Below are 15,808 nucleotides of genomic sequence, written 5' to 3'. Positions count from 1 at the left end.
GCCTCCACCGCCTAGTGCGAACCGCGTCCGCGTCAATGCTGTTGGATAGCGTGTATCGCGTTTGTTCTATTGGAACAAGAGTGGAACGAAAATATTTTCGTGGTTTGTTCCGCGCCGTTGCACGCCGGCTCTTGGAAGCCCTTGCCCCCGCCCCCGTCTCGGGCAATGCTGCACTGCATGAAAACCGACCTCGCGCCCTTTATCGCCGGCCTGCCCAAGGCCGAGTTGCATTTGCATATCGAGGGGAGCCTGGAACCCGAACTGATGTTCGCGCTGGCCGAGCGCAACAAGGTAGCGATCCCGTTCGCGACGGTCGACGAGGTCCGTGCGGCCTATTCCTTCTCCAACCTGCAGGACTTTCTCGACATCTATTATGCCGGGGCGAGCGTGCTGATCACCGAGAACGATTTCCGCGAGATGGCGGTCGCCTATTTCGATCGCGCGGCGGCGGACGGCGTGGTCCATGCCGAGATATTCTTCGATCCGCAGACTCACACCGATCGCGGGATCGCGTTCGATACGGTGATGCACGGACTGCTCGCCGGGATGGCGGAGGCGGAGGCGAAGCATGGTCTAACCTCGAAGCTGATCCTCTGTTTCCTGCGCCACCTGAGCGAGGAATCGGCGTTCGAGACGTTGGCGATGGCCGAACCGTGGCTCGACCGGATCGCTGGCGTCGGGCTCGATTCGTCGGAAGTCGGGCATCCGCCGGAAAAGTTCGCCCGCGTGTTCACGGCGGCGCGGGCCAAGGGGCTCAAGCTGGTGGCGCATGCTGGCGAGGAAGGGCCGCCGGAATATGTCATGCAGGCGCTAGACATTCTCCATATCGACCGGCTCGACCACGGCAATCGCAGCCTGGAGAATCCGGTCCTGACCGCACGTCTCGCACGCACGGGTATGACGCTGACGGTGTGCCCGCTGTCCAACGTCAAATTATGCAACGTTCCCTCGATCGAGGAGCATCCGATCGACCGGATGCTGCGGGAAGGACTGCGCGCAACGATCAATTCGGACGACCCCGCCTATTTCGGCGGCTATATCGGTGAGAATTACCGCGCCGCCGCCGCAGCGCGCGGGCTTGGCAAGCAGGAACTCGCGACCCTGGCGCGCAATTCGTTCCTGGGGTCGTTCCTGAGCGACGACGAGGTCGCGGCACACCTCGCGCAGCTCGACGCCTATGTGGAGGAAAACGCCTGATGCCCCTCTTCACGCCGATCCTGCACGAAACGTTCGTGGAGCAAGTCCATATCCTCGCCGCGGAATTGGAAAAGGACGACTGGACGCCCAGCTTCATCATCGGGATCGGGCGCGGCGGACTGGCGCCGGCAGTCTATCTCAGCCACGCGACGGGGTTGCCGATGCTGTCGGTCGATCACTCGTCCAAGGTCGAGGATTTCAGCGACGCGCCGTTGATCCGGCTGGCGGAGCGTACGCGCAAGGGCGAGCGGCTGCTGTTCGTCGACGACATCAACGATTCGGGCGCGACGATCGGCAAGCTCCGCGCGGCGCTTGCGACGGCGGGGGCGGCGCGCGACCATGTGCGGTTTGCGACCCTGCTCGACAACAGGCGCTCGGCAGAACAAGTCGAGTATCGCGCCGAGGTGATCGACCGCAACGACCGCAAGGACTGGTTCGTGTTCCCGTGGGAGGCCGTCGCGCCGCAATCGTCGCTCGACGCCGATGCCGCCGAGGTGCCCAACCGGATCGCCTAGCCCAGCGCCGCCAGCGCCCGCTCCACCCCGTCCATTGTATAGGGTTTGCCCAGGCGTGGGCGGTCGGCATGCCCCTCTGCCACTTCCTCACCGCCACTCGACAGGACGAAGGGGATGCCGCGCGCTGCCAGATCGTCGGCGACCGGCCAGCTTTTCTCGCCACCCGACAGGTTGATGTCGAGGATCACTGCGTCGGGATTCTCGTCCGCGATCGTCGCCCGCGCCGACAGCACGGTGTCGCACGTCCCGACACATTCCTTGCCGAGCGCATCGAGGAAATCCTCGAGCATCATTGCGATCAGGGGTTCGTCCTCGACGATTAGAATACGGTGGATAGGCACGGGCGCGCTTTGTCAGCCATTTGCGGCGGCGGCAAGGACGTCGCGCGCGGCCTCCGCCAGTTGCTGTACCGAAAAGGGCTTAGGCAGGAAGGACACGTTGTCGAGGTCGATCGACTTGCGCAGCTGTTCCTCGGCATAGCCCGACATGAACAGGATCGGCAGGTCGGGGTAACGCTCGCGCGCGTGGCGGACCATCGTCGGGCCGTCCATCGTCGGCATGACAACGTCGGAGATGAGCAGATCGGGCCGCTCGCCGCTCGCGAGCAGTTCCAACGCCGCCTCGCCATGTTCGGCGGTCATCACGGTATAGCCCTGTCGCGTCAGCGCACGTTCCGCGACGACGCGGACCATGTCCTCATCCTCGACCAGCAGGATCGTGCCGGTGCCCCATAGATCGGCGGGCTTGTCGCGAGCCTCGGCGCGCTTCGTCGCGGTTGGCGTCCCGGCCGTATGAACCGGCAGATAGATCGAAAAGGTCGCCCCCTGCCCCGGCTTGCTGTCGGCGAAGATGTAGCCGCCCGATTGCTTGACGATGCCATAGACGGTGGAGAGGCCTAGGCCGGTGCCCTTGCCCACTTCCTTCGTCGTGAAGAACGGCTCGAAAATCTTGCCGACGATCTCGGGCGGTATGCCGGTGCCGGTGTCGGAAATCTCGAGCAGCGAATAATCGGCGACGGGCAGGATGTCGTTGCCCAGCTTGCGGACATCGGCCGCGGTGACGGCGCGCGTGGCGATCGTCAGCGTCCCACCGGCTGTGGGGTCCTTGGCGGTCATGGCATCGCGGGCATTGACCGCGAGATTGACGACAACCTGTTCGAGCTGCCCCGGATCGGCGCGGACCGGGCCGAGGTTGCGGCCGTGATGCACTTCCAGCTTAACCGTCTCGCCCATCAGCCGCTTGAGCAGTTGCGACACTTCTGAAATCACGTCGGGTAGTTGCAGCACTTGCGGCCGCAACGTCTGCTGGCGTGAGAAAGCGAGCAATTGCCGCGTCAGACTGGCCGCGCGGTTCGAGTTGGCCTTGACCTGCTGGATATCGTCATAGTCGCTGTCGCCGGGCGAATGACGCATCAGCATCAGGTCGCAATGGCCGATGATCGCTGTCAGGATATTGTTGAAATCGTGGGCGACGCCGCCTGCGAGCTGGCCGACTGCCTGCATCTTGGTCGCCTGCGCCACTTCGCGTTTGAGCCGGGTTTCCTCGCCATTGTCCTTGAGGCTGAGCAGCACCGCTGCGTCGCCCAGCCCCCGCGCGCCCGCGATGGTCAGCGCGACGGGCTCGTCCGGATGGTCCTTCAGCCGGATCGCCATGTCGGTCGAATGCGTCGCGCCGTTCGCGAACTTGCGCACCGCGTCCGCCACCGCCGCCTTGTCCTCGCGCACGACGAGGTCGCCCGGGTAGAGCGGCGGATGGTTCGGATCGACTTGCGCCGCCCGGACGAACGGATCATTCATCTGCACGAACCGCCCATCACGATCGACCAATGCCAACCCGACCGGCAGCAGCGAGATCAGGCTCTTGACGTGCGCCGCCGCACTGGCGCCGATCGCGGGCCGGCCGCTATCCTCCTCGTCGAGCAACGCGACCAGGATCGGTGCGTCGTCACCTTCCAGGAACGGGATTTGGATGATGCGCAAGGAATTGCCCTTCTCGCCCTCCCGCTCGAACCGCACCTGGCCCTGTGCGTCGGCGGCGAGGAAACGCGCGAAGTCGCGGCCGACGACGACGCTTTCCTCATGCCCCATCGACCGTTCGCGCAACACGCGGTTGGCGGCGAGCAGCTTGCCGTCCGGCGCGATCAGTGCAGCCATGATCCCGGCGGCGGCTAGGCGGTCGCCAGTCGTCCCCGCGATCAACGATTGGACATTGGCGGCGAGATCGAGCCCAGCCGCGTCGTGAAAGCGCCACACCAGCATGTCGCCGGCGTCGCCCGCTCGCTCAATCGCGACCGCCATCGGGCGTCCCCGTGAGGTGATGCGATCGATCCGAGCCGATCCGTCGCGCCAGGCGATCCGTCCAGCGTTCGCCAGGTCAGCCGCCCCGCCGCCATCGAGCGGCAGGCCGGGCGGCGTCGGATACCCGTCGAACCGTGCTCGATAGGCCTCGTTGGCGCAGACAAGCTTGCCCGCGCGATCCGTGACGGCCAGCGCATCCCCGCTCGCCGCCGCCAGCGTGCGCGCGACGCTCCAGTCGGTATCGGATTGGGCCTCAGAAGCGGCCGGCGCGAAACGGCTGAACGCAAAAGCCGCTCCGGTAAGCACGAACATGGCCGCGGCGAAACCGCCCGCGACCGGAATACTGTGCAAGACCCACAATGCGATCACCGCTGCCGCGACGCCGCACAGTGCGGCGACAATCAACGCCTGGCGCTGACCGGCGGTCGGTGCTGTCAGGGGAGCGGGACGCGAGGCCATTGCCCACCCTTGTGGCGGGGTGAGCGGACAGGTCAAGCGGGACGCTGGCCCACAATCGTCACCCCCGGACTTAGTCAGGGGTCCAACTCTCCTCAAGCGACAGCGCTGGCGGCACCTTGGACGCCAGAACAAGTCCGGCATGACGGAAAAGAAAACGCCGCCGGTGGGCTTTCCACCGACGGCGCTATCTTTTCCGACTGGTTCCAGATTACCAGATTCGTACCCGGTTGGCCGGCGACAGATAGAGCTTCTGCCCCTCGGTCGGATTGAACGCCGCATACCACGGGTCCATGTTCCGCACGATGTTGGCGCGCTGTTCGCTCGGGCTATGCGGGTCGGTCAGCAGCCGCTGGAGCAGGTTCTGCTCGCGATAGTTGCGGCGCCACACCTGCGCCCAGCCGAGATAGAAACGCTGGTCCCCGCTGAAACCGTCGAGCACCGGCGCGGGCTTGCCGCCCAGCGATGTCTTGTAGGCGTCATACGCGACCGACAGCCCCGCCAGGTCGGCCGAGTTCTCGCCCAGCGTGAGCTTTCCGTTGACGTGCTTGCCCGGCAGCGGTTCGTATGCGTCATATTGCGCGGAAAGTGCCGCTTCGAGCTTGTTGAACGCGGCGACATCGGCATCCGTCCACCACTGAGTCAGCTTGCCGGTCTTGTCGTATTTCGCGCCCTGATCGTCGAAATGGTGCGACAGTTCGTGGCCGATCACCGCGCCGATCCCGCCATAGTTGATCGCCGGGTCGGCGTTCGGATCGAAGAAGGGCGGCTGCAGGATCGCGGCGGGGAACACGATCTCGACCATGCCGAAATTGGCGTAGGCGTTCACCGTCATCGGGGTCATCCCCCACTCCCAGCGCTGCAACGGCTTGCCGAGATGGCCGAAATTGTAATTGTGCTGCCACTCGTTCGCGCGCCAGTTATTGCCGAACGCATCGCCCTTGGTGATCGTCAGCGCTGCATAATCCTTCCACTTCGACGGATAGCCGATCTTTGGCGTGAAGGCGGCAAGCTTCTCGTGTGCCTTCTTCTTGGTTTCGGGCGCCATCCAGGTCAGCTTGTCTATCCGCGCGCCCATCGCCGCGATGATGTTCTTCACCAGCTTGTCCGCCGCCGCCTTGGTCGCGGGCGGGAAATATTTCTGGACGTAGATCTTGCTGACCTCGTCATCGAGCGAGCCGGTGGTGAACTGCACCGCGCGCTTCCAACGCGCCTCCTGCTCGGGCGTGCCCGACAGCGTCTTGCCATAGAAAGCGAATTGCTCGTCGTCGAACTGCTTGGGCAGCACGTCGGCGAAATTGTCGAGGCTTCGCACCAGCAACTGGTCCTGCAGCACCCCGATCGGCGCGTCGGCGACCAGCTTCGCGATGCCGGCGACCGCGCTCGGCTGCGCCACGATGACCGAATCGACGGGCGCCCCCTGATCCTTGAAATACGTCGCGAAGTCGAAGCCCGGCGCCGACTTCAGCAAGTCCGCGACCCTCATCTTGTTGTAGGTCTTGTCCGCGTCGCGGCTGTCGACGCGAGTCCAGCTGACCTGCGCGATCGCGGTTTCGAAATCGACGATCGCCTTGGCGCGCGCATCGGCATCGCTTTCGCCCGCCATCGTCAGCACCTTGGCGATATGCGCCTGATACGCGGCCTTTGCCTGAGCAAGCTTTGCATCGGTCGACAGATAATAGTCGCGGTCGGGCAGACCCAGGCCCGACTGAACGAGGCCGAGCGCATAGACTTCGGGATTCTTGTCATCCTGCCCGACGTACGCGCCGAACGGACCGCCGATCCCCGCGCGCCCAGCCTCGGCGAGCAAGGCTGGGTAGGTCGCCTTGGTCGCGGCCTTGATCTTGCCGAGCCACGGCGCGATCGGCGCCATGCCCTTCGCATCGATCGCCGGGCGGTCGAGATAGGTAGAATAGGCAACGCCGATCTTAGATTTAGAATCGCTCGCGACGCCTTCCAGAATACCCTTGGTCCGCTCTTCAGACAGGTCGCTGAGCAGGTTGAACGAGCCGTAGTTCGATTTGTCCGCGGGGATCGGCGTGTTCTTCGCCCATAGGCCATTGCCGTAATCGTAGAAATTGTCGCCCGGCGCGACCGACTTGTCCATGCCGGCGGTGTCCATACCGAACGTACCGAAGGTCGGCTTCCCAGCGGCAGCGGGGGCGGCGGCGACGGTCTGCTGCGCGACCGCTATTCCGCCCAAGGCGGTGGCGGCGAGGAGCGCGAAGGTAATGGGCTTCATGGAGCGAATCCTTACTGGGGGCATGTCGGGATAGCGGTTGGACGGCCGCGCCCCTTTGTTATGACGCGGCGTGTTTTACGCCGGTGATACGCCCAGTCAATCGCCCGGAATCGCGCATGTTTCAGCGCGACGACACCCCGTCGTCAGCCGCGTTCACGCATGATGCGACCAGCTTCCTTCTTCCAGTCGCGTTCCTTGATATGCTCGCGCTTGTCGTGCGCTTTGCGTCCCTTGGCGAGCGCCAGTTCGAGCTTCGCGCGGCCTTGCGAGTTGAAATAGATCATCAGCGGCACCAGCGTCATGCCCTCGCGCGCGACGGCGCCATGCAACTTGTTGATCTCGCGCTCGTGCATCAGCAGTTTGCGCGGCCGCTTCGGTTCGTGGTTGAAGCGATTGCCGTGGCTGAATTCGGGAATGTTTGAATTGATCAGCCATACCCCGCCGTCGGGCGACACCTCGGCATAGCTCTCCGCGATCGACCCCTCGCCGAACCGCAGCGACTTCACTTCGGTCCCCGTCAGCGCGATCCCGGCCTCGAACGTCTGGTCGATCGAATAATCGAACCGCGCGCGCCGGTTCTCGGCGACGATCTTCTTCTTATCGAACGTAGCAGGCTTGGGACGAGACATGGGAGCGCGCATGTAGGCGCGAAGCGGCGGTTAGGCCAGCCCTGCCCCCGCCATCGCCGCATCCACTGCCGCCCGCGCCGCCTCGCCAGCAGGCGTCATCGGCAGGCGCAAATGGAGCGGCCACTCCGGCTTCACCTTGCCTAGCGCATATTTGACCGGTCCGGGCGAGGCGTCGGTGAACATCGCGAGGTGCAGCGCATAGAGCCGGTCGTGCAACGCCCGGGCCTTCGCGACATCGCCCGCCGCCCACGCAACCTGGAAATCGGCGCACAGCCGCGGCGCGACGTTCGCGGTGACGGAGATGCACCCCGTCCCACCCATCGCGTTAAACGCCAGCGCTGTCTCGTCATTGCCCGACAACTGGATGAAATCCGGCCCGCAGCCGAGCCGCTGCTCGGTCACGCGCCCCAGGCTGCCGGTGGCGTCCTTCACCCCGATGAACGTGCCCGGGAACGCCTTGACGATCCGCGCCATCGTCGCTGGCTGAATGTCGGTCACGGTGCGGCCGGGCACGTTGTAGAGCACGATCGGTAGCGAGGTTTCGGTCGCGATCGCCTCGAAATGACGAAAGATGCCCTCCTGGCTCGGGCGGTTGTAATAAGGCGGCACCATCAGCGCGGCGTCGGCACCGGCTTCCTTGGCGGCGCGGACGTTGCCGATCGCGACGCGCGTGTCGTTCGACCCCGCCCCGGCCAGGATCGGCACGCGGCCCCTCGCCTGATCGACGCAGACGCGGACCACGTTGAAGTGCTCCTCGAACGTCAGCGTCGCCGCTTCGCCGGTGGTGCCGACGGGAACCAGCCCCGCCGATCCTTCGGCGATTTGCCACTCCACCAATTCGCGAAACGCGCTTTCGACGAAGCTTCCGTCCGCCGCAAACGGCGTGACCAGCGCCGGGATCGATCCCGAAAACATGCCTAAAAGCTCCTTATCCGCGGCCAAATCGCGGTTTATTCACCTGACAGATAGAAGGCTGCGCTATATGCTGTCCACATGATCGCGCCTTGGATCAAGACCGCACTCACCGCCACCTTTTTGTCGGGCATGGCCGCGACGAGCTATGCGTTTCAGGATCAGTTCGACTGGGCGAAGGCGCGGTTGGCGGGAACCAGCGGCGATCCGACGGCCAACGCCGCCTTGTCGGCAGCGATCACCGAATGGCGGTCGCTGAGCCAGACCAACAACGCGCCGTTCGACAGCTATGCGCGCTTCCTGCTCGCGCATCCGGGCTGGCCGGGCGAGACGGTGATGCGCCGCAATGCCGAAGCGGCGTTGGGCCAGGGGAACTTCTCGGCGTCGACCGCCATCGCCTTTTTCCGCCGGTACCCGCCGCAGAACGCGACCGCATGGGTGCGTTTCGCGCAGGCCCTTAACAACACCGGGGCGCGCGACGAGGCGAAGAACGCGGCGCGCACCGGCTGGGTGACGGGACCGCTGTCGACCGCCGACGAATCTATCGTGCTGACGACCTTCTCGGACGCGCTGACCCCGGCCGATCACGATGCGCGGATGGACCAGTTGCTGTGGCAGGGTCAGACGAGCGCGGCGTCGCGCCAGATCCTGCTGACCAGCCCCGCCGCTCGCCCGCTGTTCCAGGCGCGGCTCGATCTGCGCACCGGCGCGCCGGGTGCGGGCGGGGCCGACGCGATCGGCGCGGGCGATCCCGGCTATCTCGCCGACAAGGCGATCTGGCTGACCAATTCGGGCGCGGCGTCCTCGGCGCGCTCCCTGCTCGCGCGGCCACACAATTTCGCCAAATTGCCGACCGACCCCGATCGCTGGTTCGACTTGCTGCTCAAGAATGCCCGCGCCGCGCTGGCGGCGGGCGATTCCGGCACCGCCTATGCGATCGCGAGCCAGGTCGACGACGCCTATCCCGCAGGCACCGACGTGTCGCTGCGCCCTTATGGCGAGCGCGATCCCTATACCGACCTCGTCTGGCTCGCCGGGCAGGCCGCGATGAAGCGGCTGGGCCGCCCGGCCGACGCCGCGCCGATGTTCGTCCGCTATACCGGCGGCTCGCGCTCGACCGCGCTCAAGTCGAAGGGCTTTTACTGGGCCGCCCGCGCGACAGAGGCTGCGGGTCGCAAGGAGGACGCCAGGACCTACCTGACTCGTGCGTCGGCCTATCGCGACCAGTTCTACGGCCAGCTAGCGACGGAGCGCCTCGGCCTGGCGATGACCCCGCCGACCGACGCGATCAACCGCCCGGTCGATGCCGCCGTGCGGACCGCTTTCTACAAGAGCGAAATCGTCCGCGCTGCGCAGTTCCTCGGCACAATAGGCGCGCATGAGGAGCAATCGGCGTTCGTCCGCCAGATCGCCAACAACGCCACGACCGAGGCCGACCACGTCCTCGCCGCCGAACTCGCGCGGATGCTCAGCCGCCCCGACTTGGCGGTGATGGTCGGGCGCAGCGCACTGCTCAACGGCGTCAGCGAATATACGCTGGCTGGCTTCCCGACGGTCAACATTCCCGCCAGCGCGACAGGCAGCTGGAGCGTCGCGCACGGCATCATGCGCCAGGAATCCCAGTTCGACCCCGCCCTCATTAGCCGCGCCGGCGCCCGCGGCGTCATGCAGCTGATGCCGGGGACGGGCCGCGAACAGGCAACCAAGCTCGGACTTGCCTGGGATTCGGGCATGCTGCTGAGCAGTACCGATTACAACATTCAGATCGGCACCGCCTATTTCGCGCGGCTGTATAATAGTTACGGCAGCTATCCGCTGGCGATCGCCGCCTACAACGCTGGCGGCGGCAACGTGAATAAATGGCTCGCAGCGAACGGCGATCCACGGACTGGCGCGGTCGACTGGATCGACTGGATCGAGGCGATTCCGTTCGATGAGACCAAGCGGTACGTCCAGCATGTGCTCGAAAACGCGGTAGTCTATGACTTGATAAACCCGCAGCGCGCGACTTCGACGGGGAATGCGCGGCTTAGCTGGTATCTCGGCAACAAGCGGCCAGGCTGAACCATCTCCGATCGTCCCAACTATATCACGCCCGCCGGTTTTGCGGCGCTGCGCGCGGAATATGACCAGTTGTTCGGCGACGAGCGACCCAAGCTGGTCGAAGTGATTTCCTGGGCGGCGGGGAACGGCGACCGGTCGGAGAATGGCGACTACATCTACGGCCGCCAACGGCTGCGCCAGATCGACCGGCGGCTCGGCTGGCTAGCGAAGCGGATGAAGGAGGCAAAGGTCGTCGATCCCGCCGCGGCGCCCGACCGGTCCCGTGTGTTCTTCGGCGCGACCGTGACCATCGCCGATGAGGACGACAACCACCGCACGATGACCCTGGTCGGCGACGACGAGGGCGATGCCGGGCAAGGCCGCGTCGGCTGGGGTTCTCCTCTCGCCCGCGCGCTACGCGGCTCCACGGTGGGCGACCTGCGCCGCGTCCTGCTACCGGCTGGCGAGAAGGAATATGAGGTGATCGCGATCACCTATCCGTCCGCGTAACGAAGCGTTTCCGTTCGTTGGATGGTTGTCGGGCCAAACATGCCCTAGGTCTGCTCTTGTAATAACAGGAGGTTTGATGCCCATTCCCGCAAGCTGGTCGCCGCGATTGCTGTCGCTGCTCCGTATCGTCGCCGGCCTCGGCTTCCTGCAGCATGGCGTGTCGAAATATTTCGGCATCCCGCCCTTTCCGATGCCGCTCAATCCGTTGCTCTATACCGCGGGCGCGATCGAACTGGTCGGCGGCGCGCTCCTGGTGATCGGCCTGTTCACGCGTCCGGCGGCGTTCGTCGTGTCGGGCATGTCGGCGGCCGCCTATTTCATGGTTCACGCCCCCAAGAGCTTCTTCCCCGCTGTGAATATGGGCGAAGCGGCGATGCTCTATTGCTTCATCTTCCTGTTCATCGCCGCGGCGGGCGCCGGACCGTGGAGTGTCGATGCAGCACGCGGCAAGGCGGCATAAGTCGCACATCGCGCTGAAAAGGCCGCGATGTTAATTAGCAACCGATCGGTTCGGCGCGCTTCCTGCTCTGGTCCCGCCGAACCGCACCATCGGCGCGGCGAATGGTCGTGCGGGGCCGCTTCGGCTTTTCGCGAACGATGATAGCACCTTCGGCGACGAGCGGGGTCATCCCGTCGTCGGGTGAAGGGATCAAAGTATATGGGCGTGATGCAGCGGGTCGTGGTGTCGGGCAAGGTTCACCAGGTCGGCTTTCGCGACTATGCCATCCGCAAGGCGCAGGCGCTTGGCGTCACCGGCTGGGTGCGCAATCGCCAGGACGGAACGGTTGAAATCCTGGCTTCCGGCGAGGAGGACGCCGTCGCCGCCCTGGTCGAGGCCGTCCGCGAAGGCCCCCCGCTCGCGCGGATCGACCATGTCGAGGCGTTCGTGGAGGCGGGCCAGCCGGTGAAGGGGTTTACGAAACGGTTCACCGCCTGAATCCCGTTAGGAAATCTTGCGGAACGCTAGCATCTCCGGGATCTGCATCGTGGACCCCGGATGGAAGCCATTTTGCCCTTCCCATTCGCGCGGATTCTTGAACGTGCCGAAGATCATGTCGGGCAGCGGAATATCGCCATAGTTGAACGCGTGGACCCCGCGCTGATGGTGGATCAGGTGGCTTTCGGGGCGCTGGATGAAATAGCCGAGCCAGTGCGGCGTGCGGATGTTGAGGTGCTGGAAAATGCCGGGGATCGTCGTCAGCACCGCGACGACCAACGCCGCCTCAGGCGCCATTCCGAAAATCCAGACGAGACACAGTGACCCGAGCAGCGACCAGCCCACCATGTCGACCGGGTGGAAATAGTATGCTCCCCACACGTCGATCCGTTCGGCGGCGTGATGCATCTGGTGGGTGACGCGCCACAACGGGTCCCAACTGTGCATCGCGCGGTGCCAGAAATAGATACCGAATTCGAGGACCAGGAAACCGCTGACCACCTGCGCCCAGAACGGCAGCTTCGACCCGTCGATCAACTGATGCGCGCCGAAGAATTCGTCCCACACGAACGGCGCGAGCGTGGCGATCGTGAAATACAGGATCGCGGAAACGATCCCCATCACGCGCCAGTAACGCACGTCAGGAAATTCGGTCCGCCGCCCCAACCAGTCGGCGAGCGCAAACACTGCGAACACGCCAATTACGATATAGTGATAGATCGTCATCGACAGTTCCCCAACAGCCGAGGCTATTGGAGTAACATATCGAATTCTTTCTGGCGACCCCTTGGGGCTATCGCGTCAGCTTCTTGTATGCCAACGCGGTCGGCCGATCCGCCGCATCGCCCAGACGACGCCGCTTGTCTTCCTCATACGCCTCGAAATTCCCCTCGAACCACTCCACGTGCGAATTCCCCTCGAACGCCAGGATGTGCGTCGCGAGGCGGTCGAGGAAGAAGCGGTCGTGGCTGATGACCACCGCACAGCCGGCGAAATTCTCAATCGCTTCCTCGAGCGCGCCCAGCGTTTCGACGTCGAGGTCGTTGGTCGGTTCGTCGAGCAGCAGGACGTTACCGCCGCGCTTCAGCATCTTGGCGATGTTGACGCGGTTGCGCTCGCCGCCCGACAGCTTGCCGACGTTCTTCTGCTGGTCGGCGCCCTTGAAGTTGAAAGCGCCTACGTACGCGCGCGTCGACTGGTCGTGGCCGTTGACCTTCATGTAATCGAGCCCGTCCGAAATCTCCTCCCAGACGTTCTTCGTCGGATCGAGGTGATCGCGGCTCTGGTCGACATATCCCAGCCGCACGGTGGTGCCGACCTCGATCGTACCGCTATCGGGCTGTTCCTGCCCGGTGATCAGCTTGAACAGGGTGGATTTGCCCGCGCCGTTCGGGCCGATCACGCCGACGATCCCGCCCGCGGGCAGCGTGAACGACAGATTCTCGAACAACAATTTATCGCCATACGCCTTGGACAGGTTCTCGACCTCGATCACCTTCCCGCCCAGACGCTCGGGCACCTGGATGACGATCTGCGCCTTTCCCGGTGTGCGATTCTGCTGCGCTTCGACCAATTGCTCGAATTTCGCGATACGCGCCTTCGACTTGGTCTGGCGCGCCTTTGCGCCCTGTCGGATCCATTCGAGTTCATCCTTGATCGCCTTCTGGCGACCCGATTCCTCGCGCTCCTCCTGCTCCAGCCGCTTCGACTTCTTCTCGAGATAGGTCGAGTAATTGCCCTCGTACGGGAAATACTTGCCGCGATCGATTTCGAGGATCCAGCCGACCACATTGTCGAGGAAATAGCGGTCGTGGGTGATCATCAGCACCGCGCCGGCGTATTCCTTCAAGTGATTTTCGAGCCACTCGACGCTTTCGGCGTCGAGGTGGTTGGTCGGTTCGTCGAGCAGCAGGATCGACGGCTTCTGGATCAGCAGACGGGTAAGCGCGACGCGGCGCTTTTCACCGCCCGACAGGTTCTGGACCGGGCTATCGCCCGGCGGGCAGCGCAGTGCTTCCATCGCCAGTTCGAGCTGGTTGTCGAGCGTCCAGCCGTCGACCGCGTCGATCTTGGTCTGAAGCTCGCCCATTTCCTCCATCAACTTGTCGAAATCGGTGTCGTCCTGCGGGTCACCCATCTCCGCCGAGATCGCGTTGAAGCGATCGACCATGTCGGCCACGTCGCGCGCGCCGTCCTTGACGTTTTCCAGCACGGTCTTGGTCGGGTCGAGCTCCGGCTCCTGCTCCAGATAACCGACGGTGATGTTCTCGCCGGGCCACGCCTCGCCGGTGAAATCCTTGTCGACGCCCGCCATGATCTTCATCAGCGTCGACTTGCCCGCGCCGTTCGGGCCGACGATGCCGATCTTGGCGCCCTGATAGAACTGGATGTTGATGTTGCTCAGCACCGGCTTGGGGGCGCCGGGGAAGGTCTTGGTCATGTCCTTCATGACAAAAGCGTATTGGGCGGCCACGGGGGTCTCCGGTTGGAATCTGGCTGTCGGAAAGTCGCGCGCCAGATAGCGATTGGATACGGGATTCGCAAACGCCCGCGCAAAACAAAACCGTTCGTGCTGAGCTTGTCGAAGCACGGGGTCAGCTACTAAGCCATCCGCATAGTCACACGCCCTTCGACAAGCTCAGGGCGAACGGAGGTAGTAGATGCGCCCTGCCCTGATGTTGTCCGTGGCCGCCCTGGCCCTCGCCGTCCCCGCCATCGCCCAGCGCACGATGCCCACCACATCGGTCGCGGTCGATCCTGCTGTCGCAAAGGCACGCGACGCCGCGCTGAAGGACGATGTCGCGTGGGACGTGCTGGAAGGGCTGACGACCGAAGTCGGACCGCGGCTGGCGGCGACCGAAGCGGAGGCGCGCGCGCGGGCCTGGGCGGTGGTCAAGCTGAAGGCACTCGGCTTCAAGAATGTCCACATCGAGACCTACACGATGCCGGTCTGGGTGCGTGGCGTGGAAACGGCCGAGGTCGTCGGCCCGTACCCGCAGAAACTGACGCTCGCCGCGCTCGGCCGCTCGGGCGCGACGCCGCCGGAGGGGATCACGGCCCCGGTGGTCTATTTCCCGACCTTCAACGACCTGCTCGCCGCTCCTGACGGGAGTCTCACCGGCAAGATCGCATTCGTTTCCAACCAAATGAAGGCGGCGCAGGACGGCAGCGGTTATGGCGCTTTCGGTGCCGCGCGCTTCATCGGACCGAACGTCGCCGCCAAGAAAGGCGCCGCGGCGATCGTCATCCGCTCGATCGGCAGCGACAAGGGACGCTGGCCGCACACCGGCGGCACCAACTGGACGCCCGGCGTGACGCCGATCCCCGCCGCCGCGCTGTCGGTCGCCGACGCCGAACAGCTCGAACGCATCTTCAAGCGCACCGACAAAGTGACGTTGAAGCTGGTCCTGACGCCCAAGACGATGCCCGACGCCGAATCGGGTAATGTCGTCGCCGAGGTGCCAGGCACCGATCCGAGCGCCGGTGTCATCGTGATCGGCGGGCATCTCGATAGCTGGGATATCGGCACCGGCGCGATCGATGACGGCGCGGGTGTCGCCATCACCACCGCGGCGGCCAAGCGACTGCTCGACGGCCCGCGCCCGCGCCGCACGATCCGCGTCGTGTGGTTCGGGGCCGAGGAACCCGGCGGCTATGGCGGAGAGGCCTATGCCAAGGCGCACGCCAACGAGAAATTCGCGCTGGCCTCCGAAAGCGATTTCGGCGCGGACAATGTCTGGCGCTTCAACGTCAACCTGCCCGACAGCGCGAAGGCGGTCGGCGACCGGCTCGGCGCGGCGCTCGCTCCGCTGGGAATCGTCAGGGGCAAGGACCCGGCAGGCGGCGGCACGGACGTCGAACCGATCCTGAAGTTCGGCTGGCCATCGATCACGCTCGGCCAGGACGGCACGCGTTATTTCGACTGGCACCACACGCCGGAGGATACGCTCGACAAGATCGACCGCGATCAGCTCCGCCAGAATGTCGCAGTCTGGACGACGATGCTGTGGATCGTCGCCAACGCGCCCGAGAATTGGGAGAAGGTGACGCCCAAGGGCGGTTGAGCGCGG

14 protein-coding genes are annotated in these 15,808 nt (G+C 64.7%); 7 read left to right on the top strand and 7 right to left on the bottom strand.

The genetic code is table 11. The annotated features are described in order from the left end of the window. Nucleotides 1–177: 177 nt before the first annotated feature. Both J0J06_RS04740 and J0J06_RS04735 read left to right on the top strand, forming a co-directional pair. The gene (locus J0J06_RS04740) at nucleotides 178–1,197 is read left to right on the top strand and encodes an adenosine deaminase (RefSeq protein WP_294040183.1); all 1,020 of its coding nucleotides are present in this window, start codon (nucleotides 178–180) and stop codon (nucleotides 1,195–1,197) included. Further along, nucleotides 1,197–1,712, top strand: a complete 516-nt coding sequence (locus J0J06_RS04735) for a phosphoribosyltransferase (protein ID WP_294040182.1) — start codon at nucleotides 1,197–1,199, stop codon at nucleotides 1,710–1,712. Before J0J06_RS04740 ends, J0J06_RS04735 begins: the two co-directional genes overlap by 1 nt. Here J0J06_RS04735 and J0J06_RS04730 read toward each other — a convergent pair. The 5 genes from J0J06_RS04730 to dapA all read right to left on the bottom strand — a co-directional run bounded on the left by J0J06_RS04730 (nucleotide 1,709) and on the right by dapA (nucleotide 8,251). After that, complete coding sequence (locus J0J06_RS04730; RefSeq protein ID WP_294040181.1) at nucleotides 1,709–2,053, bottom strand: response regulator; 345 nt, start codon at nucleotides 2,051–2,053, stop codon at nucleotides 1,709–1,711. The two genes, J0J06_RS04735 and J0J06_RS04730, sit on opposite strands and share 4 nt — an antisense overlap. A 12-nt stretch (nucleotides 2,054–2,065) precedes the next feature. Beyond that, nucleotides 2,066–4,468: a response regulator gene (locus tag J0J06_RS04725; protein ID WP_294040180.1), complete on the bottom strand. Its 2,403-nt coding sequence runs from the start codon at nucleotides 4,466–4,468 to the stop codon at nucleotides 2,066–2,068. A 208-nt stretch (nucleotides 4,469–4,676) separates the two neighbouring features. After that, nucleotides 4,677–6,707: a M13 family metallopeptidase gene (locus J0J06_RS04720; protein WP_294040179.1), complete on the bottom strand. Its 2,031-nt coding sequence runs from the start codon at nucleotides 6,705–6,707 to the stop codon at nucleotides 4,677–4,679. Nucleotides 6,708–6,850: 143 nt separating this feature from the next. After that, complete coding sequence (gene smpB / locus J0J06_RS04715) at nucleotides 6,851–7,336, bottom strand: SsrA-binding protein SmpB (RefSeq protein ID WP_146571008.1); 486 nt, start codon at nucleotides 7,334–7,336, stop codon at nucleotides 6,851–6,853. A 30-nt stretch (nucleotides 7,337–7,366) separates the two neighbouring features. Then, nucleotides 7,367–8,251 carry a 4-hydroxy-tetrahydrodipicolinate synthase gene (dapA, locus tag J0J06_RS04710; protein WP_294040178.1) on the bottom strand — a complete coding sequence of 295 codons (885 nt, stop codon included), beginning with the start codon at nucleotides 8,249–8,251 and terminating at the stop codon, nucleotides 7,367–7,369. 78 nt (nucleotides 8,252–8,329) lie between these two features. Here dapA and J0J06_RS04705 point away from each other — a divergent pair, with 78 nt between their 5' ends. The 4 genes from J0J06_RS04705 to J0J06_RS04690 all read left to right on the top strand — a co-directional run bounded on the left by J0J06_RS04705 (nucleotide 8,330) and on the right by J0J06_RS04690 (nucleotide 11,738). Continuing rightward, nucleotides 8,330–10,312: a lytic transglycosylase domain-containing protein gene (locus J0J06_RS04705; RefSeq protein WP_294040177.1), complete on the top strand. Its 1,983-nt coding sequence runs from the start codon at nucleotides 8,330–8,332 to the stop codon at nucleotides 10,310–10,312. A 3-nt stretch (nucleotides 10,313–10,315) separates the two neighbouring features. Further along, a complete protein-coding gene (gene greB / locus J0J06_RS04700) occupies nucleotides 10,316–10,801 on the top strand; it encodes a transcription elongation factor GreB (RefSeq protein ID WP_294040835.1) in 486 nt (161 codons plus the stop codon). 76 nt (nucleotides 10,802–10,877) lie between these two features. After that, entirely contained in the window at nucleotides 10,878–11,261 is a 384-nt protein-coding gene (locus J0J06_RS04695) for a DoxX family protein (RefSeq protein WP_294040176.1), read from the top strand. A 207-nt stretch (nucleotides 11,262–11,468) separates the two neighbouring features. Then, nucleotides 11,469–11,738: an acylphosphatase gene (locus J0J06_RS04690; RefSeq protein WP_294040175.1), complete on the top strand. Its 270-nt coding sequence runs from the start codon at nucleotides 11,469–11,471 to the stop codon at nucleotides 11,736–11,738. A 6-nt stretch (nucleotides 11,739–11,744) separates the two neighbouring features. Here J0J06_RS04690 and J0J06_RS04685 read toward each other — a convergent pair whose 3' ends face one another. Together J0J06_RS04685 and ettA are read right to left on the bottom strand one after the other, a co-directional pair. After that, nucleotides 11,745–12,464 (bottom strand): sterol desaturase family protein, encoded by a 720-nt coding sequence (locus tag J0J06_RS04685; RefSeq protein ID WP_294040174.1) that lies wholly within the window; start codon nucleotides 12,462–12,464, stop codon nucleotides 11,745–11,747. A 67-nt stretch (nucleotides 12,465–12,531) separates the two neighbouring features. After that, nucleotides 12,532–14,211, bottom strand: coding sequence for an energy-dependent translational throttle protein EttA (ettA, locus tag J0J06_RS04680; RefSeq protein ID WP_294040173.1), 1,680 nt, complete (start codon nucleotides 14,209–14,211; stop codon nucleotides 12,532–12,534). A gap of 187 nt (nucleotides 14,212–14,398) precedes the next feature. On the opposite strand from ettA, the gene J0J06_RS04675 reads away from it, so the two are divergent. After that, the gene (locus tag J0J06_RS04675; protein WP_294040172.1) at nucleotides 14,399–15,802 is read left to right on the top strand and encodes a M20/M25/M40 family metallo-hydrolase; all 1,404 of its coding nucleotides are present in this window, start codon (nucleotides 14,399–14,401) and stop codon (nucleotides 15,800–15,802) included. Nucleotides 15,803–15,808 lie beyond the last annotated feature (6 nt).

Origin of the sequence: Sphingomonas sp., from assembly GCF_017304615.1 — a bacterium.
Lineage (GTDB): Bacteria > Pseudomonadota > Alphaproteobacteria > Sphingomonadales > Sphingomonadaceae > Sphingomonas.
Note: the sequence above shows the minus strand (reverse complement) of the source record. Positions and strands in the feature narration are given on the sequence as shown.